The sequence below is a fragment of the Kocuria sp. CH-021 genome (assembly GCF_049716185.1).
Classification (GTDB): Bacteria; Actinomycetota; Actinomycetes; order Actinomycetales; family Micrococcaceae; genus Kocuria; species Kocuria cellulosilytica.
On sequence record NZ_JBNAFK010000024.1, the window covers coordinates 25090 to 47379 of the forward strand.

Below are 22290 nucleotides of genomic sequence, written 5' to 3' on the forward strand. Positions count from 1 at the left end.
CCCACTGCGGCACGGCCCCGTGCCGGCGCCCGCTACTGCTCGGCGCCCCGCGCGGACGTCGTGCCGGACCGCTCCATCGTGTCGCGCACCGGCAGCCACGCCCCGGCAGCCAGCAGCATGATCGCCCCGGAGACGCCGAATGCCCAGCCGAAACCGGCGGCGTCGGCCAGCGCCCCGGCCACCACGGGCCCCAGGATCTGCCCGGCGTCGGCGCTCATCTGGAACCGGGCCAGCACCGGCCCGCCGGCCCGGTCCGGTCCGATGACGTCCGCCACGGTCGCCTGCTGGCCCGGGTTCAGGGTTCCGGAGCCCATACCGGCCACGAGCGAGAGCACCACGAACCACGGGACGTCCTGCACCAGGCCCAGCGCCATGGTCGCGGTCCCGTTGAGCACCAGGCCGCTGAGCACGAGCGGCCGGCGCCCGAACCGGTCCGTGAGCCGGCCCGTGACCGGCAGGGCCATCGCGTTGCCCGCCGCGTACACGGCCAGGGCCAGCCCGGCCACGGCCGGGCCGGCCCCGAGCACGGCGACCGCGAACAGGGGCACGAGGGCCACCCGGATCCCGTGGGCGGTCCACCCGTTGGCGAAGCTGGAGACCAGGGCGGAGCGGTAGGCCCCCACCCGGCGGGCCTCCGCCACGGTCATGACCGGCTGGTTCCGGCGGTCCTTGCCGCCGCCGAGGACCTCGTCCCGGAGCCGGAAGTGCACGACGGCCACGGCGACCAGCAGGGCCACCGCGTAGATGAGGAACGGCACCTGCATGCCGAAGCCGGCGAGCAGACCGCCGACCACCGGGCCGAGCACCCCGCCCACCAGGAACGCGGAGGCGTAGTAGCCCGAGACCCGCCCGCGCATCCGCGGCGGGGCCAGCCGCACGATCAGGCCCATCGCCGAGATCGTGAACATCACGGAGCCGATCCCGCCGAGGCCCCGGAACAGCAGCAGCTGCCAGTAGGTCTGGGCGAACGCCGTGGCCGCCGAGGACAGCGCGACGATGAGCACGCCGGTCACATAGGTGGGGCGCTCGCCGATCCGGTTCAGGATCCGCCCGCCGGCCGGGGCGAAGAGGAGGCGGGCCACGGCGAAGACGCTCACCACGGCCGACGCGGCCGCCACGCCGACCCCGAAGGTCGTGGCGAACTGGGGGAGCACCGGGGCCACGATGCCGTAGCCGATCGCGATGACGAAGGCGGCGGCGATGAGCACCGTGATCTGCTGGGGGACGCGGTCGCGGCCGGGGGCGGCGGCTGGGGGCTGAACAGGCACCCGTCGAGTCTAGGACCCCGGGCGGCGCCCCCGGCCCCGCGGCCACCGGCCCGCGACCGGGCGGTGTGAGAAGCTGGGAGGCGTGGATTCGATACCCGTTCTCGCCTACGTCCTCATCGCCGTCGTGGTCCTCGGGCTGCTCGGTCTGGTCCTGCTGCGGGGCCCCAAGGCGCCCCGCGGCGGCTACCCCTCCACCCGGGACCCCGACGACCTCGAGGGCGGTCCGGTCGCCGCCCCGGGGGACCTGGAGCCCGGCACCGCCCCGGTCCCGCCGGAGACCACCCGGCCGGCCCTCGACCGCCCCGAGTCGGCGGCGTCCCGGATGGCGCGGCTGCGCGGGCGGCTGGCCAAGTCCAACAACGTCTTCGGCAAGGGCCTGCTGGCCCTGCTCTCGCGCGACCGCATCGACCAGGACGTCTGGGACGAGATCGAGGAGACGCTGCTGCTGGCCGACCTCGGCACGGACGCGTCCCTGGACCTCGTCGAGGCCCTCCAGCGCCGGGTCAAGGTCGAGGGCACCCACGACCCCGCCCACGTGAAGGCCATGCTCCGGGAGGAGCTCGTCGCCCTGGTCGACCCGTCCATGGACCGGTCCCTGGCCGTGCACCGCAAGGGGCCGATCCCCGCCGTCGTCCTCGTGGTGGGCGTCAACGGCGTCGGCAAGACCACCACCGTGGGCAAGCTCGCCCGCGTGCTCGTCGCCGAGGACAAGGACGTCGTCCTCGGCGCCGCGGACACCTTCCGCGCCGCGGCCGCCGACCAGCTCTCCACCTGGGGCGCCCGGGTGGGCGTGCCCACCGTGCGCTCGCAGGTCGAGGGCGCCGACCCCGCCTCCGTGGCCTACGACGCCGTGACCACCGGCATCGAGCACGAGGTGGACGTCGTGATGATCGACACCGCCGGCCGGCTGCAGAACAAGGCGGGCCTGATGGACCAGCTCGGGAAGATCAAGCGGGTCGTGGAGAAGGCCGCGACCGTCGACGAGGTGCTGCTCGTCATCGACGCCACCACCGGGCAGAACGGGATGACCCAGGCGCGGGTCTTCGCCGAGGTCGTCGACGTCACCGGCATCGTCCTCACCAAGCTGGACGGCACCGCCAAGGGCGGCATCGTGGTGGCGATCCAGAAGAGCCTCGGGGTGCCCGTCAAGCTCATCGGCCTCGGCGAGGGGCCGGACGACCTGGCGCCCTTCGAGCCGGAGAGCTTCGTGGACGCCCTGCTCGACTGATCCGTCCCCCTTTCCCCCCACACGCCCGCCGCAGTTCACGTACGCGTAACCATTGCGGCGGGCGTGAAACATGTCCGCAACGCCGCGCGGCGGCGGACGAAACATCTCTCTCGGAGACTCGACAGGGAACGGTGAGCACCGGACGGCCCCACGGGGCACGGGCCAGTGGCACCGGTGACCTGACAACTTTTCAGAGAGAGGTGCACATCGTGGATATCACCGCTGGACACGTGTGGACGATCGTCGCGGCAGCCATGGTCTTCTTCATGACCCCGGGACTGGCCCTGTTCTACGGAGGGATGACCCGCGCCAAGGGCGTCCTGAACATGATGATGATGAGCTTCATCTCCATCGCGTTCGTCTCCGTGGTGTGGGTGCTGTGGGGCTACTCCATGAGCGGCGGGGACCCGCTGCTGGGCGGGCTCACGGGCAGCCCCGTGCCGTCCTTCGCCCTGGGCGACGTGCTGGGCAGCGAGGACCTCCTCGGCGCCGCCTACGGCGGGACCTTCGCCATCATCACCGTCGCCCTGATCTCCGGGGCGATCGCCGACCGGGCCCGCTTCGGCGCCTGGGCCGTGTTCGTGCCCGTCTGGGCCACGCTCGTCTACGCCCCCCTGGCCTACATGGTGTGGGGCGGCGGGCTGCTCACCGAGGACGGGGCCGTGGGCTCCGTCCTCGGTGAGGCCATCGACTTCGCCGGCGGCCTCGTGGTGCACATCAACGCCGGCGTGGCCGCGCTCGTCCTCATCCTGATCGTCGGCGCCCGCCAGGGCTTCGGCAAGGACCCGAGCCAGCGCCCCCACAACCTGCCGCTCGTGATGCTCGGCGCCGCGATCCTGTGGTTCGGCTGGTTCGGCTTCAACGCCGGCGCCGCCGGCACCGCGGAGCAGGCCGGGCTCATCTGGATCAACACCCTCGTGGCCCCCTCCGCCGCGATGCTGGGCTGGCTGCTCACCGAGCGGATCCGCGACAAGCACGCCACGTCCCTTGGCGCCGCCTCCGGCGCCGTGGCCGGGCTCGTGGCCATCACCCCGGCCTGCGCCAACGTCTCCCCGGTCTGGGCGATCGGGATCGGCTTCGTGGCCGGCATCTGCTCGGCGCTCGCCGTGGGGCTCAAGTACCGGCTGCGCATGGACGACTCCCTGGACGTGATCGGCGTGCACCTGGTCTCCGGCGTGGTCGGCACCGTGGCTCTGGGCTTCGTGGCCCTGCCCTCCGAGGGCACGGCGGGCCTGTTCTACGGCGGCGGCTTCGGCCTGCTGCTCACCCAGGTCGTGGCGGTGCTCGTCTCGGTGCTGTACTGCGCGGTGCTGACCTTCGTCATCGCCTTCGTGATCGACCGGACCATCGGCTTCCGGATCCCCGTGCGGGACGAGATCGACGGCATCGACATCACCCAGCACGCCGAGTCCGGCTACGCGCTGGCCGGCGACGCCACGGGCTCCTTCACCCCGGGCCGGCACACCGCCGGCGGGGACGCCACGTCCTTCGAGCCCGGCCGCTCCGAGCCCGTGCACAGCTGAGCCGTGCGGCGGCCGCCGGCACATCCCCTCCTCACGAAAGGCACTCCTCCCATGAAACTCGTCACCGCGATCGTGCGCCCGGAGAAGTTCAAGGACATCAAGTCCGCGCTCGAGTCCTACGGCGTCCAGGGCATGACCGTCCAGAACGTGCACGGCTACGGGCAGCAGCGCGGGCACACCGAGGTCTACCGGGGCGCGGAGTACACGGTGGACCTGCTCGAGAAGGTCCGGGTGGAGATCCTCGTGGACGACCACCAGGCCACCGACATCGTGGACGTCATCGTCTCCTCCGCCAACACCGGCCGCGCCGGTGACGGCAAGGTCTGGGTCACGGACGTGCACCAGGCCGTGCGCGTGCGCACCGGCGAGCGCGACGAGACGGCGCTCTGAGCCCACCGGGCCCGACGGCCGGTCCCCTCCACCGGGAGGGGACCGGCCGTCGTCGTCGCCGCGGCGAGGGCGGAGGGCCCCGCACCGCCCGGAGTTGCTAACCTTGGACACTGACCCGCCACACCGGGCCGGGCCTCGGCCCGCGGCGCAGACCGCGGCGCACCGGCCGCCTCCCTCGACGAAAGCAGCTTTCGACCCGTGTTCAATTCACTGTCCGACCGGTTGACCGCCACCTTCAAGAACCTCAAAGGCAAGGGCCGCCTGACCGAGGCGGACGTCGACGCCACCGTGCGGGAGATCCGCCGCGCCCTGCTCGACGCCGACGTCGCCGTGCCGGTCGTGCGCGAGTTCACCGCCGCGGTCAAGGAGCGGGCCCTGGGGCTCGAGGTCTCCGAGGCGCTGAACCCCGGCCAGCAGGTCGTGAAGATCGTCAACGAGGAGCTGCAGAACATCCTCGGCGGGCAGACCCGCCGGATCCGGATGGCCAAGACCGGCCCCACGATCATCATGCTCGCCGGCCTCCAGGGCGCCGGCAAGACGACCCTGGCCGGCAAGCTCGGCAAGTGGCTCAAGGGCCAGGGGCACCGGCCCCTGCTCGTGGCCTCCGACCTCCAGCGGCCCAACGCGGTCACCCAGCTGCAGGTCGTGGGCGAGCGCGCCGGGGTGCCGGTCTACGCCCCGCACCCGGGCACCACCTCGGAGTTCGACGACCCGACGGGCGATCCCGTGCAGGTCGCCCGCGACGGCGTGGCCCAGGCCCGCGCGCGCCTGCACGACGTGGTCATCGTGGACACCGCCGGCCGGCTCGGCATCGACGAGGCCCTCATGGAGCAGGCCCGCGACATCCGCGACGCCGTGCGCCCCGACGAGGTGCTCTTCGTCATCGACGCGATGATCGGCCAGGACGCCGTGAACACGGCCCAGGCCTTCAACGAGGGCGTCGACTTCACGGGCGTGGTCCTGTCCAAGCTCGACGGCGACGCCCGCGGCGGCGCCGCGCTGTCGGTGGCCTCCGTGACCGGCAAGCCCATCATGTTCGCCTCCACCGGCGAGAACGTCGACGACTTCGAGCAGTTCCACCCGGACCGCATGGCGTCCCGCATCCTCGACATGGGCGACGTCCTCACGCTGATCGAGCAGGCCGAGAAGCAGTGGGACCGCGACGAGGCCGAGAAGATGGCCCGGAAGTTCACCGACCAGGAGGACTTCACCTTCGAGGACTTCCTCGCCCAGATGCAGCAGCTGCGCAAGATGGGGTCGATGAAGAAGATGCTCATGATGATGCCGGGCGCCGCCGGCATGCGCGAGCAGCTGGAGAACTTCGACGAGCGCGAGATCGACCGCGTGGAGGCCATCGTCCGGTCCATGACCCCGCACGAGCGGGTGGCGCCGAAGATCATCAACGGCTCCCGCCGCGCCCGCATCGCCAAGGGTTCCGGCGTCACCGTCTCCGAGGTGAACCAGCTCATGGAGCGCTTCGCCCAGGCGCAGAAGATGATGAAGCGCCTGGCCCAGGGCAAGAGCGTGCCCGGCATGCCCGGCGGCATCCCCGGGATGCCCGGGGCGGGCGGCGGCCCGAAGAAGGGCAAGGGCAAGGGCTCCGCGAAGAAGGGCGGGTCCCGCTCCGGCAACCCCGCCAAGCGGGCGCAGGAGAACGCGGCCCTTGAGCAGCAGCGGAAGCAGAAGGCGCCGGCCGGGTCGGCGTTCGGCGCCGCCCAGGGGCAGCCGGAGCCCGCGGACCTGAACCTGCCCAAGGGCTTCGAGAAGTTCCTGGGGCAGTGATCGCGCCGTGAGCTCCTACCTGTCCGAGAGCGAGCTGAAGCAGTTCGTGGACTCCCTGCCGACCCGCCGCCTCGCCGCGGAGGCCCTCATCCGCGACCCCGCGGGCCGGGTGCTGATCGTCGAGCCCAACTACAAGTCGGACTGGACCGTGCCCGGCGGCACCGTCGAGGCGGGGGAGGACCCCCGGACCGGGTGCTTCCGCGAGGTCGTCGAGGAGGTCGGCCTGCACCTGCCCGAGGGCCGGCTGCTCGTCGTCCACCACGGCGTGGCCATGGGGCTGTGGGGGGACTCGGTCTCCTTCGTCTACGACGGCGGCGTCATCGGCGCCGACACGCCCATCACGGTCCAGGAGGAGGAGCTGCTCAGCCACCGCTGGACCGCCCCCGCGGAGCTGGACCGGTACCTGCGGCCCGGGCTGGCCCGCCGGCTGCGGGCGGGGCTGGCGGCCCTCGAGGACGGGACCACGGCCGAGCTCGTCGACGGGCCCGCCTGAGCGGATCCGCGCCGCCGGGGACGCTCCCCGGACCCGTGGGGCGTCCCCGGCGACGGCGTAGCATGGGGCCATGACCTCACTCCCCGCCGACGACATCGCATCCCCCGCCTCCACGTGGGACCTGGTGCCCGCCACGGTGCTGTGCGCGACGGAGGCCACCGCGTCCGACGGCTCCGGGCTGCGGCCCACCTGCGAGGGGATGCGCAGGATCATCGCCCACCACCGCCTCATCAGCGCCTACGCCGAGGGCCCCCGCGCCACGCAGCTGATGTTCCTCGCCGACGCCGAGGGCCGGCTGGCGCAGGCCGCCGAGGACGGCTCCGTGGCCACCGGGTGCACCCTCGACGAGCTCTCCTCGACGCTCGCGCGGATGACCGGCCAGCAGCTCCGGCCCGAGCACCCCGGGCTGCGCCGGGTGCTGCTCGTGCGCCTGGACGCGCCCGAGCTGCCCGTGCTGGCGGCCCTGTCCGGCACCGGGTTCACCGCGGTGTCCCGGCACGGCTGGTCCGTGGTGGTCTTCGACGCGGAGGTCGACTTCTGGGCCGTGCGCACCGGTCTCGCGGAGACCGCCGTGGCGCTGTCCTCGGACGGGGCCACCCGCTCCTTCGAGGTCCTGCTCGCCGGGGAGGACCCCGCGTCCGTCACCGAGCTGGAGGCCGCCGACGCCGTGTGCGCCCTCGAGTGGGGCCCCGAGTGGCTCCCCGCCGGCGGGGTGTCGGTCGAGGCCGAGGAGACGCCGGCCGCCCGCTTCGAGCGCGATCTCGTCCGGCTGTGCTCCGGCGGCACCTCGGACCTGCAGATCGAGTCCGTGGCCTCGGTCTTCGACCTCGACCCGGCCGAGACCAACCGGCTGCGCAACTACGTGCTGGGGGAGTCCACCGACCTGGTCCTGGAGTCCGTCCTGCAGCTGCTGGGCCTGCCCGTGCTGGCCGCCAAGGTCGTGGAGGGCCGCCGGGAGCTCGCGGGGACCGAGGGCGCCGAGCACTACGAGCCCACGGGCGTGGGCCCGGCCCTGCTGCGGGGCATGACCATCGAACCCACCGGGGACGGGCTCCTCGCGCGGTACCAGCGGGCCCTCGTCCGCCGGCCGGAGCTCCTGCTGGCCGTCGCGGGCACCGAGACCGCCCTCGGGGTGGGGCTCGCCGGGGCGGCCCGGCGCGGCGGGGCCGGGGCGCGCGTGCTCGGCACCCTCTCGGCGGCGCTGCTCGCGGACGCCGCCGCGGAGAGCGCCTACTACGCCGCCCTGCGCGGCGCGCGCCGCCGCCGGAGCGAGGAGCAGCCCCCGGCCGCCGGGACGGCGGAGCGGCTCCCGGAGGCGCCCCCCGCCCCGGGCTCGCGGGCACGGCTGCGCCGCTTCTTCGGCCTGCACCGCGGCTGAGCCCCCGGCGCGGGATCCCCCGCGGGGCGGAGTTCCGCGCCCGCCGCCGCGGGCTACCGTGGGTGGCGTGCACACCCCACCCGCCACGGACCCGGACGACGGACCGGAGACCACTCCGGCCGCCGGCCGGCGCGCCCCGCTCGCGTCCCGCGTCACGGCCTGGCTGAACGACCCCGAGGACCCGTTCTGGTCCCGTCCCGCGCCCACGGCGGCCCAGCGGCGCAACGACGTGCTGGCCGCCCTGGGCTTCCTGCTCGTCGCCCTGCTGGCCTCCGTGCTGGTGCACAGCTACGCGGGGCTCGCGGACGGGGACGAGCCCTGGCGGTTCTACCTCAGCACCGTGCTCATCGTGGTGCCCCTCGCCCTGCGCCGGCGCTTCCCGCTGCCGGTCGTGGTCGCGTCCTCCGCGCTGTTCCTGGGCCTGACCTACGCCAGTCCCACGGCCGCCCTGACGCTGCCCTTCCAGGGCGCCTACTTCGCGGCCCTCTACGCCGCCGTCGCCTGGTCGCGCGACCGCCAGGCCCTGTGGGTCGCGATGTCCGTGGTCGTGGGGACCATGGGCCTGTGGCTGCTCGGGGCCTTCACCGTCACCAACGCCTACGCGGACTTCCTCACCGGCCTGGGCGACGTCGACGGGCCGCTGCCCCAGCTGCCGTCCTACGCGGTGTTCACGCTGCTCGTGAACGCCGTGTACTTCGGCGGGGCGGTGCTCGCAGGGCGCGCGTCCTGGCGGGCCGCGCTGCAGCAGCACCGCCTCGCCGCGCAGGCGCAGCGGATCCGGCAGCAGTCCCAGGAGATCGCCCGCCGCGCCGTCGTCGACGAGCGGCTGCGCATCGCCCGGGAGCTGCACGACGTCGTCGCCCACCACGTGTCCGTGATCGGCATCCAGGCCGGTGCCGCGCGCAAGGTCCTGAGCCGTGACCCGGCCGCCGCCACCACCGCGCTGCGCACCATCGAGGCGTCCAGCCGGACCGCGGTGGGGGAGCTGCGCCAGCTGCTCGGGGTGCTGCGCGCCGAGGGCGAGGACGGCCCCCCGGGCCCCGGCCGGGGCACGTCCGCCGCGGCGCGGCGGCCCGACCCCGGCCTGGCCGACATCCCCGACCTCGCCCGGCTGCACGCCGACAACGGGCTCGCGGTGGACGTCCGGCTGGTCGAGGACGTCCCCGGTGACCTGGACAGGATCCCGCCGGCCCTCGGCCTGTCGGCCTTCCGGTGCGCCCAGGAGTCCCTGTCCAACGTGATCCGCCACTCGACGGCCACCACGGCGTCCGTCACCCTGCGCACCGGCCGCGGCCCGCAGGGGCCGTGGTTCGAGCTCGAGGTGCTCGACGACGGCTCGGCCCGCCCCGGCACCGCCGGCACCGGCTTCGGCCTCCAGGGGCTCCGCGAGCGCGTCCGCCTGCACGGCGGGGAGGCGGAGATCGGGCCGCGGACGGGCCGGCCCGGCTGGCGGGTGCGCACCCGCTGCCCCCTGCCTCCCGGCGGCACCGGCACGGGAGCCGCCGAGCCCGCCGTCCGCGCCCCCGTCCGTGCCGCTGTCCCGGACACCGGCGGGAGTCTGCGAGGATCGGGGGCATGATCCGCGTCCTGCTCGCCGACGACCACGCCCTCGTGCGCTCCGGCTTCGCCATGGTCCTGTCCGTGGAGGACGACATCGAGGTCGTCGCCCAGGCCTCCGACGGCGCGGAGGCCGTCGCCGCCGCCCGCGACGAGGCCGTGGACGTCGCCCTGCTCGACGTGCAGATGCCCGTCATGGACGGGATCGAGGCCACCCGCCGGATCGTCGGAACGGGGTGCGCCAAGGTCGTGATCGTCACCACGTTCGACCGCGAGGACTACCTCTTCGACGCGCTCGCCGCGGGGGCCAGCGGGTTCCTGCTCAAGAACGCGGACCCGGACGACCTGGTGGAGGCCGTGCGCGCCGTCGCGGGAGGCCACGCGCTGCTCGCCCCCGAGGCCACGCTGCGCGTGATCCGGGCCCTGACCACGGACGCGCCGGCCCCGGCACCCGTCCCGGAGGCCGCTCCCGCACCGCCCGGCCCCGGGCAGCGGCGGATCCTCGACTCCCTCACCGAGCGGGAGCACGAGGTGCTGCTGCTCGTCTCGGACGGGCTCTCCAACGCCGAGATCGCCCAGCGGCTGTTCCTCGGGTCCGCCACCGTCAAGACCCACGTGTCCAACATCCTCGCCAAGACCGGCTCCCGGGACCGGGTCCAGGCCGTCGTCTTCGCCCACCGGGCGGGCCTGGTCGGCTGAGCCGGCTCCGCCCCGCGGCGGAGGTCACCGGGCGGAGCCCGGCCCCCGGGACGCACGCCCTCCGCCCGGGTGGGGATACCCCGGGACCCCTGCGTTCGTAGGCTGGGGGACGAGCCGCCCGCCACCCGCCGGGCGGACGCGCCGGCCGAGAGGACCCCGGGCCCATGAGCACCAGCACCGCACCCACGGAGACCACCACCCGCTTCCGGGGCCGCCCCGGGGGACACGTCCTGGAGGCGCGGGGGCTGAGCCGGTCCTTCGGGGGCCGGGCCGTGGTCCAGGACGTCTCCTTCCGGGTGGAGCCCGGCCGGATGACCGGATTCGTCGGCGCGAACGGCGCGGGCAAGACCACGACCCTGCGGATGCTGATGGGCGTGCTGCGGGTCTCCTCGGGGGAGGTCCTGTGGAACGGCCGGCCGGCCACCGCGGCGGACCGGGCCGGCTTCGGCTACATGCCCGAGGAGCGGGGGCTCTACCCCAAGCAGCCCGTCCTCGACCAGCTCGGCTACCTCGGCCGGCTCCACGGGATGGACCGCGGCGACGCCCTCGCGGAGGCCGGGCGGCTGCTGGAGCGCTTCGGCCTGACTGCGCGCGGGAAGGACAGGCTGGAGTCCCTCTCGCTCGGCAACCAGCAGCGGGTGCAGGTCGCCGCCGCGCTCCTGCACGGGCCTGCCGCCCTGGTGCTGGACGAGCCGTTCTCCGGCCTGGACCCCGTGGCCGTGGACTCCATGGTCGAGCTGCTGCGCGAGCACACGGCCCAGGGGGTGCCCGTGCTCTTCTCGAGCCACCAGCTCGACCTCGTCGACCGGCTCTGCGACTCCCTGGTCGTGCTCTCCGGCGGCCGGGTCCTGGCCGCCGGCCCGGCCGACGAGCTGCGCCGCACCGGCCCGCGCCGGCACCGGCTGCGCTGCGAGCAGGACGCCGGCTGGGTGCGGGACCTGCGGGGCGTGCGCGTGGTCGACGTCGACGGCCCGGCCGCGGTGCTCGAGCTCGAGGACGCGGCCGCCCGCCGCCGCGTGCTCGAGGCCGCCGTGCCCCGCGGACTCCTGGAGTTCGCCGAGATCGTCCCCTCCCTGGCCGACGTCTACCGCGAGGTCACCCGATGAGCCCCCGCCCGCCCGCGGCCCGCCCGTGGTGGATCGTCACGGCCCGCGAGATCTCCGTGAAGCTGCACGACCGGTCCTTCCTGCTCTCCACGGTGGTCACGGTGCTCCTCGTGGCCGGCTCGATCGCCGGCTCCGCCCTGCTCGGCGGCCGCGCCGCCGACCACGTGCTGGCCACCGCGGCCCCCGAGGCCGGGCCCGTCGCGGCACGGGCCGCGCAGGCGCTGGCCGACAGCGGGGACGACACCCTCACGGTGCACTCCGCGCACTCCCGCGACGCGGCCCGCCGGGCGGTGGCCGACGAGTCCGCCGACGCCGCGCTGCTGCGGGGCCTCGACGGGTGGACGGTGGTCGGCAAGGACGACGTCGACCCCGGGCTCGCCCGGGCGCTCGAGCAGGCGGTGGCCGAGGAGACCCTCGCGGCCAACGCCCGGGCGGCCGGGACGACCGCCGAGGAGCTGACCGCGGGCGCCGAGGTGCGCACCGAGCTGCTCTCCGGCGGGCAGGACCGCGGCCCCGTGCGGCTCGTCATGGGCTTCGTCTTCGCCTTCCTGTTCTACCTGGCCGCGATCCTGTTCGGCATGGCCATCGCCAACTCGGTGCTCGAGGAGAAGCAGAACCGGGTCGTCGAGATCCTGGCCACCGCCGTCCCGGTGCGGCAGCTGCTCTACGGCAAGGTGCTCGGCAGCTGCCTGCTCGCCTTCGGGCAGATCGGGCTCTACGCCGCGGTCGGCCTCGTCGGGGTCAACGTCACGGGGGCCGCCGCGGACGTCGGCTGGGTCCTCGCCGCCTCCGGGTGGTTCGTGGCCTTCTTCGTGGCGGGCTTCGCCGCGCAGGCCTGCGTCTGGGCCGTCCTCGGCTCGCTGGCCTCCCGCTCCGAGGACCTCCAGACGAGCAGCGGGCCGATCCTGACCGTGCTCGTCGGGGCCCTCCTCGTCGGCCTCTACGCCGAGGGGGCGTGGCTCACGGCCGCGTCCTTCGTGCCCGTCGTCTCCTCGGTGGCCATGCCCGTCCGGATGCTGGCCGGCGGCGTGGCCTGGTGGCAGCCCGTGCTGTCCCTCGCGCTCGCCCTCGCCGCGGCCTGGGTGCTGCTGCGCCTGGGGGAGCGGATCTACCGGCGTGCCGTGTTCCAGGGCGGGCGCTCCCTCACGTGGCGGGAGGCCTCGCGGCTCGAGCAGTGAGCGGGTGCGCGCCGTGGTGCCCCGGACTTGACGGCGTCTGGCATACTGGACGGGTACTCGATGCGTGCGGTCCCTCTCGCCGCACGTTTCTCGTGTCCACAGAACCCCTGTGACCGGCCCGCCCCACGGGAGCGAGACCAGGGCGTTCACCTCATCCAAGAACCAGGAGAGTCCACACCAGTGGCTGTTAAGATCCGTCTCAAGCGCATGGGCAAGATGCGCGACCCCCGTTACCGCGTCGTCGTCGTCGACTCCCGCAAGAAGCGCGACGGCCGCGTCATCGAGGAGATCGGCAAGTACCACCCGACCGAGCACCCCTCCTACATCGAGGTCGTCTCGGACCGGGCCCAGTACTGGCTCGGCGTCGGCGCCCAGCCGTCCGAGGCCGTCGCCGCCATCCTGAAGGTGACCGGCGACCTGCAGCGGTTCAAGGGCGAGGAGGGCGCCGAGGGCACCCTCCGGCAGCCCGAGCCCAAGAGCGAGTTCGTGGCCCCGGACAAGGGCTCCGTGATCGTCCCCGAGGCCATCACCCCCAAGGGCGAGAAGGCCGCGCCGGCCGCCCCGGGTGCCGAGTCCGACGACGCCCCCGCGGCTGACGCCGAGAAGGCCGAGTAGTCATGCTCGCCGACGCGTTGGAGCACCTGGTCCGCGGCATCGTGGACAGCCCCGATGACGTCGACGTCCGTGTCAAGAGCGGGCGCCGGTCGGAGACCCTCGAGGTCCGGGTGCACCCGGACGACCTCGGGCGGGTCATCGGCCGCCAGGGCCGCACGGCCAAGGCGCTGCGCACCGTCGTGGGCGCGCTCGCCGAGGACGGCCCGGTCCGGATCGACGTCGTCGACACCGACCGCACCCGCTGAGGCGCGCACCGGGCGCCCCGGCGACCGGTCCCGCCGACCGCACGGTCCCCGCATCCGCACCGGATGCGGGGACCGTCGGCTTTGCGGCCCCCGCCGGCCGCCACCGCACCCCGTTCCCGCGGCCACCCGGCCGCCGACCCCCAGGAGCACCATGAAGGTCCAGGTCGCCCGCGTCGGCAAGCCCCACGGCATCCGGGGGGAGGTCACCGTGCAGCTGTTCACCGACGCCCCGGAGGAGCGCTTCGCCCCCGGCGCCCGGCTGCTGCTCGAGCCGTCCGTCCCCCTCGCCCCCGCGGGCGTGGTCACCGTGCGCGGGGCGCGCTGGAACAAGGCCGTGCTCGTCGTGGCCCTCGAGGAGGTCCCCGACCGCAACGGGGCCGAGACCCTGCGCGGCGCCCGGCTCTTCGCCGAGGCGCCCGAGGAGGACCCCGGGTCCGACGAGTGGTACGAGCACGAACTGGTCGACCTCGAGGTGCGCACCGGGCCGGAGGACGGCTCGGGGCCGCGGATCGGCGTGGTCACCGGGCTGCGCACCCTGCCGGTCCAGGACCTGCTGGAGATCGAGCTCGACGAGGACCGGCGCGAGGCCGTGCTCCCCTTCGTCGAGGAGATCGTGCCGGTCGTCGACCCCGAGGGCGGCTTCGTCGTGGTGACCCCGCCGCCGGGGCTGCTCGAGCTCGGCCGCGAAGGGGGACCGGCCGCCGGCGGCGAGCACGACGGCGACGGGTCCGGGGGCGGGGACTCCGGCTCCGGGGCGCCGGAGGACGGGCGCTGATGCGCATCGACGTCGTCAGCATTTTCCCCGAGTACCTCTCGGCCCTCGACCTCTCGCTCATCGGCAAGGCGCGGCAGCAGGGCCTCCTCGAGCTGACCGTGACGGACCTGCGCGAGCACACGACCGACCGGCACCGCACCGTGGACGACACCCCCTACGGCGGCGGGGCCGGGATGGTCATGAAGCCGGAGCCGTGGGCCGCGGCGCTCGGCGCCGTCCTCGAGCGCAGCCCGGCCCCGGCCGCCGGCCACGAGGTCGGCGGCGAGGCCGGCGGCGAGCGTCCGGTGCTGGTCGTCCCGTCCCCGGCCGGCGCGGTCTTCACCCAGGCCACCGCCCGCGAGCTGGCCCTGCGCGAGCACCTCGTGTTCGCCTGCGGGCGCTACGAGGGCATCGACGAGCGCGTCGTCGACTGGTCCCGCGAGCACTTCGACGTCCGTCCCACGAGCCTCGGCGACTACGTCCTCAACGGCGGCGAGGTCGCCGTGCTGGCCATGGTCGAGGCCATCGGGCGGCTCGTGCCCGGCGTGGTCGGCAACCCCGAGTCCCTCGTGGAGGAGTCCCACGCCGACGGCCTGCTCGAGTACCCGGTCTACACCAAGCCCGCCCTGTGGCGGGACCGGCCGGTCCCCGAGGTCCTGCTCTCGGGCCACCACGGCCGGATCGCGCGCTGGCGGCGGGACCGCCAGCTGCAGCGGACCGCCGCCCGCCGCCCCGACCTCCTCGCCTCCCTCGACCCCGCCGGCCTGGACCGCGCGGACCGCGCCGTCCTCGCCGAGGCCGGCTGGACCGTCTCGGGTGCTCGCCTGGTGCGCGCCGGGGACGACGCCCCCGGGAAACCTGTGGCATAATGTTCAGCTGTGTGTCTGCTGGGCACGCCCCTGCCGCAGGGGGATGAGCGACCAACAGCCGGACACCCGGGAACCCCGCACGGGGGCCCCGTCACCACGTCTTGCGGATCCCGCACCCGGACCGGGCACCTGCCCGCCGCCACCACGGATCCGTGCCGACCCACGTGAGCGACCTGCGGCGTTCACCAGGAGAGCCACCATGAACCTTCTCGACCAGCTCGACGCCAAGTCCATGCGCAGCGACGTCCCCGACTTCCGGCCGGGCGACACCCTCAACGTGCACGTCAACATCGTCGAGGGCAACCGCTCCCGTGTGCAGGTCTTCAAGGGCTTCGTCCTCGGTCGCCAGGGCGCCGGCGTGCACGAGACCTTCACCGTCCGCAAGGTCTCCTTCGGCGTGGGCGTGGAGCGCACCTTCCCGGTGCACTCCCCGGTCATCGACAAGATCGAGGTCGTCACCCGCGGCGACGTCCGGCGCGCGAAGCTCTACTACATGCGCGACCGCCACGGCAAGGCCGCCCGCATCCGCGAGAAGCGCGACAACACCACGGCCAAGTCCTCGAAGTCGGGCAAGGCCGTCAAGTCCGGCAGGTCCGGCAAGTAGGACGCCGCGCGTCCGTGCCCACCGGAACCCGCGCACGGGAACCCCGCACCGCCGGGTCCCACGCCGTGCGGCGAGAACGCCAGCCCCGAGCTCGGGGCTGGCGTTCCGTCGTCCTCGCCCTCCTGGCGGCCGTGCTGGTCACCGGGCTGCTGCGCGCCGTGGTCGTGGACGTCTACTGGATCGGCTCGGACTCGATGCAGCCCACCGTCGAACCGGGGGACCGGGTGCTCGTCGGCAAGCTCGTCGACACGACGGAGCTCGAACGGGGCGACCTCGTGGTCTTCGACGGGCGGGGCAGCTTCGCCCCGCTGCGCAGCGACGACCCGTGGCCCGTGCAGGCCCTGCAGACCCTCGGGCGGTGGAGCGGGCTCACCGGCTCGGACAGCGTGTACCTCAAGCGGGTCGTCGGCGCCCCCGGGGACACCGTGGCCTGCTGCGGTCCCGGCGGCCGTCTCGAGGTCGACGGCGAGGAGATCACCGAGGACTACGTCCTGGACGGCGACCGCCCCAGCGAGGTCGAGTTCTCCGTGGTGGTCCCCGAGGGCCGTCTCTGGCTGATGGGCGACCACCGTTCGGTCTCCGTGGACTCGCGCCATCTGCTCGGCGCGCCCGGTGGCGGACTGGTCCGAGCGGATAAGGTCATCGGAGAACCCCTTGCTGTTCTGTGGCCCTGGGACCGGGCCGGGCAGCTCTGACGCGATCCGCACGGATCCGGATCCGGACGCCCACCGGCGTCCGCCCAGGAAGGACGAAGCCAGTGGCCGACAGGACCCAGCCCGCCGGCGACGGCGTGCCCCAGGAGAACCCCGGCGACGCCGCCGTTCCCGTCCCGGCGGCGTCCACGGCCGGCGCGGAGCGCTCCGCGGCGCCCGCAGTCGGCCCCGGGGACGGCCCCGAGGACGCACCGGAGCCCGTGTCCCGGCGCGGCGGCCGCCGCGCGGCGGGCAGGCGCGCCCGCAAGCAGCGCCCCGACACGTTGTGGGGCTCGGTGCGGGAGATCCTCCTCGTGCTGGTCTGGGCCGTGCTGATCGCCTTCGTCGTGAAGACCCTGCTGGTGCGGGGCTTCTACATCCCCTCCGGCTCGATGGAGAACACGCTCCAGCTCAACGACCGCATCTTCGTCAACGTGGTCGAGCCCACGTTCGGGCCCCTTGAGCGCGGCGACATCGTCGTGTTCGAGGACGCGAAGGGCTGGCTGCCCCCCCAGCCCGACAGCGGCGGCGGGCCCACCGACGCCGTCTACGACGCCCTGGCCTTCGTGGGCGTGCTGCCCGACCGCACGGACCAGCACCTGATCAAGCGGGTCATCGGGGTCGGGGGAGACACCGTCGCCTGCTGCGACGCCTCGGGCCGGGTCACGGTCAACGGAGAGCCCCTCGAGGAGCGGGACGCCTACCTCTACCCCGGGTCCGCGCCCTCGGAGCTCGAGTTCGAGGTCAAGGTCCCCGAGAACCACTACTTCGTCCTGGGCGACCACCGGGACGCGTCCGCCGACGCCCGCGTCCACCTGGCGGAGATCGCGGAGAACGGCGCCTTCATCAGCCACGACGACGTCGTGGGCACCGCGTTCGTCATCGCCTGGCCGCTCGACCGGTTCCAGCTGCTGCAGAACCCGGGTGAGGTCTTCGCGGACGTCCCCGACCGGTCCGCCGGTGGCTCCTGAGCCCCGGCGGGTCCAGCGCACGCCGCCGCCGCGGGGCCGTGCTCCCGGGCTCGCCGTCGAACGGTCCCTGGCGGGGCCGGACGGGCGCCTCGTGGGCGGGATGGACGAGGTGGGCCGCGGGGCCCTCGCCGGACCGGTCACCGCCGGAGTGGTCGTCCTGCGCCCGGGCACCGAGCGCGGCGTGCCCGGGCTGCGGGACAGCAAGCTGCTCAGCCCCGCCCGGCGCGAGGCGCTCGTGCCGCGCATCCTCGAGTGGTGCGCGGCCGGCGGGGTCGGCCACGCCTCGCCGCAGGAGATCGACGGGCTCGGCCTGACGGCCGCGCTGCGCCTCGCCGGGCGCCGGGCGATCGCGGCGGCCGCGCAGCGGGGCGCGCTGCCCGACGTCGTGCTCCTGGACGGCGGCCACGACTGGCTCTCCGGACCCGGTGCGGGCACGCTGTTCGACGGCTTGGACGGCTTGGACGGCTTGGACGGCTTGGAGGGCTTGGACGGCTTGGACGGCTTCGACATCGACGCCGGCCCCGGTTCCCGCCCCGACCCCGGCCCCGGTTCCGCCCCCGGCCCCGCAGTGGAGGGGGCCCGGGCACCCGAGTGGGCGGGGACGGTCGTGACCCGCGTCAAGGCGGACCTGGCGTGTGCGTCCGTCGCCGCGGCGAGCGTGCTGGCGAAGGTGGAGCGGGACCGGATCATGGGCGAGCTCTCGAGCGGATGGCCGCAGTACGGTTGGGAGAGCAACAAGGGCTACGGCGCCGATCGGCACCGCCGGGCCCTCGCGGAGCACGGGGCCACGCCCCACCACCGGCTGAGCTGGCGCCTGACGCCGGCCGCGGCCGGCCCGAGCAGGACCGGAGAGGGGACGACATGAGCGCCGAAGAGCTCGAGAACTTCGAGACGGACCTCGAGCTGCAGCTGTACCGCGAGTACCGGGACGTCGCCGGGCTCTTCCAGTTCGTGGTGGAGACGGACCGGCGCTTCTACCTGGCCAACTCCGTCCGGATCGAGCCGGTCGAGACGAAGAACGGGCTCTACTTCGACGTCGAGCTCAAGGACGCGTGGGTGTGGGACGTCTACCGCTCCGCACGGTTCGTCAAGCACGTGCACGTGATGAGCTTCAAGGACGTCAACGTCGAGGAGCTCGCGCACACGGATCCGTTCCCGGTGCCCGGCGCCCCCGGACCTGCGGACCCCCCGGCCTCCTGACCCGTCCGGAGCCCGGCACCGCCGGACCCGCGGACCCCCCCGTCGCCTCCTGACCCGTCCGGTGCCCGGCACCGCCGGACCCGCGGACCCGGTCGCCTCCCGATCCGCCCTGCACACGGCGCCGCGACTGCCGCGGTCGGCCGCCGGCGCGGCGCACCATGGAAGCCCGGCCCGGCTCCCGCCGGGGCCCGTCGAGAAGGAGGCGGCCCGTGTCCGAGGAGCTGGGAGCGCGCGGCGAGCGGCTGGCGGCGGCGCACCTCGAGGCACGGGGCTACCGCGTGCTGGCGCGCAACTGGCGCGCCCTCCCGTCCCGGGACGGCCTGCGCGGCGAGGCCGACCTCGTCGCGGAGCACGACGGACGGGTGGTCGTCGTCGAGGTGAAGACCCGGTCGAGCCTGCGTTACGGGCATCCGCTGGAGTCCATTACGCGGCAGAAGATCGTGCGCCTGCACCGCCTGGCGGCCGCCTGGGCCCGGGCTCACGGCCGCGACCCCCGGGTGATCAGGGTCGATGCTGTTGCAATTACTTTCGCACACGACGGGGTGCCGGAGATCGAGGTCCTGCGGCAGATCCAATGAGACGCGACGCGCCGCGGCCCGCGTGACATGCCTCGTGGGACGTGCCAATGTTGGACCGTCGATGACCGGGAGAACGACGGAGGTGTGCTGTGGTCGCTGCGGGACCGCTCGCCGCTCCACGACGCGCCGCGGCCCTCGCGGCAGCTGTCGCGCTGACCGCCACGGGGTGCGGTGTGCTGAAGGCCTCCGAGCCCGAGGCGATCGCGCAGCCGGGCACCGTCACCACCGCGCCGAGCGGTCTCAGCCCGGGTCCCTACGCCCTCACCACCGAGGAGGGCGCCGTCATCACCTTCGATCTGCCCACGGTGCCGGCCCCGGACGACGAGGTCGAGCAGCTGCGGCAGGACCTGCGCGTGGAGCCGGTGACGTACGTGGAGCTGCACATCGACAACACCGAGGGCACGCGCACCGTGCAGATCGACGACCTCAAGGTGATCAGCCACGAGGGCGGCCAGTTCCCGTTCGAGCCGGCCGCCGAGGTGCTGTCCGACTGGGACCCGAACCGCTCCGGGGAGGGCGGCTTCTGGACGGCCGACGGCTCGCTCCTGGAGCCCGAGGAAGGTGCCCGGCTCGATGTCCGCACGCACGAGCTGATCGCCCAGTACACCGGTGCCGTCCCCGCCGGCAGCACCGGCCGGGAGCTCATGATCGGCGACTTCGAGAGCCTGCCGCGCAGCTTCGACGACGTCGAGCTGTCCCCGTACCCGAACGACCGGGCCCTGGATCCCGCCCCCGTGGGGCACGGTCCGGCACAGCGCCAGTTCCGGGCCGGCGTGCCGAGCCCCGCACCCCGGGAACGGCTCGAGGCGGAACCGGCCCCGGCAGCCCCGGCGGCCCCGGCGGCCCCGGAACCCGCCCGGCCGGCCGCTCAGCAGCCGGCGGCACCCGCCACGGCGGAGCCCGCACCGGCACCCGCCGCCGAGCCCGGCTACGTACCGGACTGCACGGACCCGTCCCAGCCGTCCGGGCCCGCCCAGCAGGCGGCCTGGACCACGGCCTGCGCCCCCGTGGCCGAGCCGACGGCGGGCCCGGCACCGCCGCCCGCACAGCAGCCCACGGCCGAGCCGACGCCCACGCCGTCCCCCGTCCCCACGACCGCCCAGCCGCCGGTGGACACGATCCCGCCCGCCGGGAACAACGACACCGGCGGGGTCGCGACCCCGGAACCGGACGGGGACGGTGCCACCGCCGGCGCGACGGCCTCGCCCTCGCCGAGCCCCACCGGACGCCGGAACTGGCCGCCGAGCCCGTCCCCGACGCCCACCCCGGCACCCACGGCCGCGACCGTGGCCCCGACGACCGCTCCGTCGACCACCGCTCCGTCGACCACCGCCACGGCGCAACCCTCCCTCCCCAGCGGGACCGAGCAGGTCTGATCCGGCGCTGCTGTCCACTGCCGGGCGTGCAGGGCTGACGCTCGGCGCCCTGGCTGCCCAGCATGGGGACCAGGAGGTTCCCATGCACCGTCGCCGTGACGTCCCGCCCACCGCCCCAGGCCGCCGCCCACCGGGCCCGTCCGCACGCACCGCGGGGGTGCGCTGATGGGTTTCGCGCGCACGTGGGCCGTGGCCCTGGTCGGGCTCGACGGGTCGATGGTGGAGGTCGAGGCGGACATCGGCCAGACCCTCCCGGCGTTCTCCATCGTGGGTCTGCCCGACGCGGCGCTCAACGAGGCCAGGGAGCGGCTGCGGGCAGCGGCGCGCAACAGCGGAATGCCGCTGAGCCCCCGCAAGCTCACGGTCAACCTGACCCCGGCGACCCTGCCCAAGCGCGGGTCCCTCTTCGACCTGGCCATCGTGATGAGCGCCCTGCAGGCCGCCGGGGGCGTGCCCCCGACCGGGCGGACCGTCTTCCTCGCGGAGCTGGGGCTCGACGGGGCGCTGCGGCCCGTGCGCGGCATCCTGCCGGCCGTCATGGCGGCGGTGCGCGCGGGGCACGAGCGGATCGTCGTGCCGGCGGCGAACGCCGCGGAGGCGGGACTGGTCCCCGGCGCCAGGGTGCAGGGGTTCGGCTGCCTCGCCGAGGTGCTCGCCGCCGCGGGAGCCGATCCTGCGGGGCTGCGCCGGCCGGCACCGTCCGGCTCCGGTCGGGGCGCGCCGGGCGCTGCGGGGGCCGACGGGGCCGGGGCGGATCGTGCCGGGACGGACCCCGTCCCGCACGCCGCGCCCGACCTCGCCGACGTCGCCGGACAGGCCGACGGCCGGCTGGCCCTGGAGATCGCCGCCGCGGGAGGGCACCACCTGCTCATGGTCGGCCCGCCCGGATCCGGCAAGACGATGCTCGCCGAGCGGCTCCCCGGGCTGCTCCCGGACCTCGAGGACGACGCCGCGATGGAGGTCACGGCCGTCCACTCGCTCGACGGGGCCGCCGGGCGGTGCACCGCCCTGATCCGCCGGCCGCCGTTCGAGGCCCCGCACCACACGGCCTCGGCGGCCGCCCTGTTCGGGGGCGGGGCCGGCATCCCGCGGCCGGGCGCGGCCTCCCGGGCGCACCGCGGCGTCCTGTTCCTCGACGAGGCCCCCGAGTTCGACCGCGGGGTGATCGACGCCCTGCGCCAGCCCCTCGAGAACGGCCGGGTCACGATCGACCGGTCCGCGGCCTCGGCCGTCTACCCGGCCCGCTTCCAGCTGGTGCTCGCCGCGAACCCCTGTCCGTGCGGTCGGTCCGGGGGACACGGCGCCGACTGCACGTGCACCCCGCGGGTCCGCCGCGGCTACTTCGGCAAGCTGAGCGGTCCGCTGCTGGACCGGGTGGACCTGCAGATCTCCGTCCCCAAGGTGTCCTACGGCGAGCTCGCCGCCGGGGCCGGGCAGGGGGAGACCACCGCGGAGGTCGCCGTGCGCGTCACCCGCGCGCGGGCCGCGCAGGCGGAGCGCCTCCGCGGCCTGGGCCTGCGCACCAACGCCGAGCTCGGGGGCAGTCTCCTGCACGGTGCCCTGCGGCCGCCGCGCGCGGTCACCGCGCCGCTGGAGCGTGCGATGGACCGCGGCTCGCTGACCGCCCGCGGTCACCAGCGGGTGCTCCGGGTCGCCTGGACGCTGGCCGACCTCGAGGGCCGCGGCGCGCCCGTCCTGGACGACGTCGACACCGCGCTGTACTTCCGCTCCCTCGTGCCGGCCTGAGCGCCGCCGCGTCCGCCCCGCCCGCGACAGGAGGATCC

23 protein-coding genes are annotated in these 22290 nt (G+C 74.8%); 22 read left to right on the forward strand and 1 reads right to left on the reverse strand.

Annotated elements, in window-relative coordinates; all coding sequences use genetic code 11:
* Window positions 1–32 precede the first annotated feature (32 nt).
* On the reverse strand, window positions 33–1268 hold the full coding sequence (locus tag ACPYN7_RS15655; RefSeq protein ID WP_058874623.1) for an MFS transporter: 1236 nt from the start codon (window positions 1266–1268) through the stop codon (window positions 33–35).
* 82 nt (window positions 1269–1350) lie between these two features.
* On the opposite strand from ACPYN7_RS15655, the gene ftsY reads away from it, so the two are divergent.
* From ftsY to ACPYN7_RS15765, 22 genes are all read left to right on the forward strand, one after another.
* A complete protein-coding gene (gene ftsY / locus ACPYN7_RS15660; protein ID WP_058874622.1) occupies window positions 1351–2496 on the forward strand; it encodes a signal recognition particle-docking protein FtsY in 1146 nt (381 codons plus the stop codon).
* Window positions 2497–2705: 209 nt separating this feature from the next.
* Window positions 2706–4019 (forward strand): ammonium transporter, encoded by a 1314-nt coding sequence (locus tag ACPYN7_RS15665; protein ID WP_231738406.1) that lies wholly within the window; start codon window positions 2706–2708, stop codon window positions 4017–4019.
* Between the two features lie 51 nt (window positions 4020–4070).
* Window positions 4071–4409: a P-II family nitrogen regulator gene (locus tag ACPYN7_RS15670; RefSeq protein ID WP_058874620.1), complete on the forward strand. Its 339-nt coding sequence runs from the start codon at window positions 4071–4073 to the stop codon at window positions 4407–4409.
* A gap of 198 nt (window positions 4410–4607) precedes the next feature.
* Complete coding sequence (gene ffh / locus ACPYN7_RS15675) at window positions 4608–6191, forward strand: signal recognition particle protein (RefSeq protein WP_058874619.1); 1584 nt, start codon at window positions 4608–4610, stop codon at window positions 6189–6191.
* 7 nt (window positions 6192–6198) lie between these two features.
* Window positions 6199–6684 carry an NUDIX domain-containing protein gene (locus ACPYN7_RS15680; RefSeq protein ID WP_058874618.1) on the forward strand — a complete coding sequence of 162 codons (486 nt, stop codon included), beginning with the start codon at window positions 6199–6201 and terminating at the stop codon, window positions 6682–6684.
* Window positions 6685–6754: 70 nt separating this feature from the next.
* Window positions 6755–8062, forward strand: a complete 1308-nt coding sequence (locus ACPYN7_RS15685) for a hypothetical protein (protein ID WP_058874617.1) — start codon at window positions 6755–6757, stop codon at window positions 8060–8062.
* 67 nt (window positions 8063–8129) lie between these two features.
* Window positions 8130–9641 (forward strand): sensor histidine kinase, encoded by a 1512-nt coding sequence (locus tag ACPYN7_RS15690; RefSeq protein WP_424348256.1) that lies wholly within the window; start codon window positions 8130–8132, stop codon window positions 9639–9641.
* The gene (locus ACPYN7_RS15695; RefSeq protein ID WP_058874615.1) at window positions 9638–10318 is read left to right on the forward strand and encodes a response regulator; all 681 of its coding nucleotides are present in this window, start codon (window positions 9638–9640) and stop codon (window positions 10316–10318) included. The genes ACPYN7_RS15690 and ACPYN7_RS15695 overlap by 4 nt, the downstream gene beginning before the upstream one ends.
* 164 nt (window positions 10319–10482) lie before the next feature.
* The gene (locus tag ACPYN7_RS15700) at window positions 10483–11424 is read left to right on the forward strand and encodes an ABC transporter ATP-binding protein (protein WP_424348257.1); all 942 of its coding nucleotides are present in this window, start codon (window positions 10483–10485) and stop codon (window positions 11422–11424) included.
* Window positions 11421–12602, forward strand: coding sequence for an ABC transporter permease (locus ACPYN7_RS15705; RefSeq protein ID WP_424348258.1), 1182 nt, complete (start codon window positions 11421–11423; stop codon window positions 12600–12602). Before ACPYN7_RS15700 ends, ACPYN7_RS15705 begins: the two co-directional genes overlap by 4 nt.
* A gap of 180 nt (window positions 12603–12782) precedes the next feature.
* Window positions 12783–13217 (forward strand): 30S ribosomal protein S16, encoded by a 435-nt coding sequence (gene rpsP, locus ACPYN7_RS15710; RefSeq protein WP_058874613.1) that lies wholly within the window; start codon window positions 12783–12785, stop codon window positions 13215–13217.
* A gap of 2 nt (window positions 13218–13219) precedes the next feature.
* On the forward strand, window positions 13220–13462 hold the full coding sequence (locus tag ACPYN7_RS15715) for an RNA-binding protein (RefSeq protein ID WP_017833757.1): 243 nt from the start codon (window positions 13220–13222) through the stop codon (window positions 13460–13462).
* Window positions 13463–13613: 151 nt separating this feature from the next.
* Window positions 13614–14237 carry a ribosome maturation factor RimM gene (gene rimM / locus ACPYN7_RS15720; RefSeq protein WP_424348259.1) on the forward strand — a complete coding sequence of 208 codons (624 nt, stop codon included), beginning with the start codon at window positions 13614–13616 and terminating at the stop codon, window positions 14235–14237.
* Window positions 14237–15085 (forward strand): tRNA (guanosine(37)-N1)-methyltransferase TrmD, encoded by an 849-nt coding sequence (trmD, locus tag ACPYN7_RS15725; RefSeq protein WP_058874611.1) that lies wholly within the window; start codon window positions 14237–14239, stop codon window positions 15083–15085. The genes rimM and trmD overlap by 1 nt, the downstream gene beginning before the upstream one ends.
* 199 nt (window positions 15086–15284) lie before the next feature.
* Window positions 15285–15689, forward strand: a complete 405-nt coding sequence (gene rplS / locus ACPYN7_RS15730; RefSeq protein ID WP_058874610.1) for a 50S ribosomal protein L19 — start codon at window positions 15285–15287, stop codon at window positions 15687–15689.
* Between the two features lie 14 nt (window positions 15690–15703).
* Window positions 15704–16384 (forward strand): signal peptidase I, encoded by a 681-nt coding sequence (gene lepB, locus ACPYN7_RS15735; RefSeq protein ID WP_424348260.1) that lies wholly within the window; start codon window positions 15704–15706, stop codon window positions 16382–16384.
* A gap of 62 nt (window positions 16385–16446) precedes the next feature.
* The gene (gene lepB / locus ACPYN7_RS15740) at window positions 16447–17352 is read left to right on the forward strand and encodes a signal peptidase I (protein ID WP_424348261.1); all 906 of its coding nucleotides are present in this window, start codon (window positions 16447–16449) and stop codon (window positions 17350–17352) included.
* Window positions 17342–18217, forward strand: a complete 876-nt coding sequence (locus ACPYN7_RS15745; RefSeq protein WP_424348262.1) for a ribonuclease HII — start codon at window positions 17342–17344, stop codon at window positions 18215–18217. Before lepB (ACPYN7_RS15740) ends, ACPYN7_RS15745 begins: the two co-directional genes overlap by 11 nt.
* Window positions 18214–18552 (forward strand): DUF2469 domain-containing protein, encoded by a 339-nt coding sequence (locus ACPYN7_RS15750; protein ID WP_424348263.1) that lies wholly within the window; start codon window positions 18214–18216, stop codon window positions 18550–18552. Before ACPYN7_RS15745 ends, ACPYN7_RS15750 begins: the two co-directional genes overlap by 4 nt.
* A 209-nt stretch (window positions 18553–18761) precedes the next feature.
* The gene (locus tag ACPYN7_RS15755) at window positions 18762–19130 is read left to right on the forward strand and encodes a YraN family protein (RefSeq protein ID WP_082697132.1); all 369 of its coding nucleotides are present in this window, start codon (window positions 18762–18764) and stop codon (window positions 19128–19130) included.
* An 89-nt stretch (window positions 19131–19219) separates the two neighbouring features.
* On the forward strand, window positions 19220–20506 hold the full coding sequence (locus tag ACPYN7_RS15760) for a hypothetical protein (protein WP_424348264.1): 1287 nt from the start codon (window positions 19220–19222) through the stop codon (window positions 20504–20506).
* A gap of 165 nt (window positions 20507–20671) precedes the next feature.
* Window positions 20672–22252: a YifB family Mg chelatase-like AAA ATPase gene (locus ACPYN7_RS15765; RefSeq protein ID WP_424348265.1), complete on the forward strand. Its 1581-nt coding sequence runs from the start codon at window positions 20672–20674 to the stop codon at window positions 22250–22252.
* The last annotated feature ends 38 nt before the right edge of the window (window positions 22253–22290 follow it).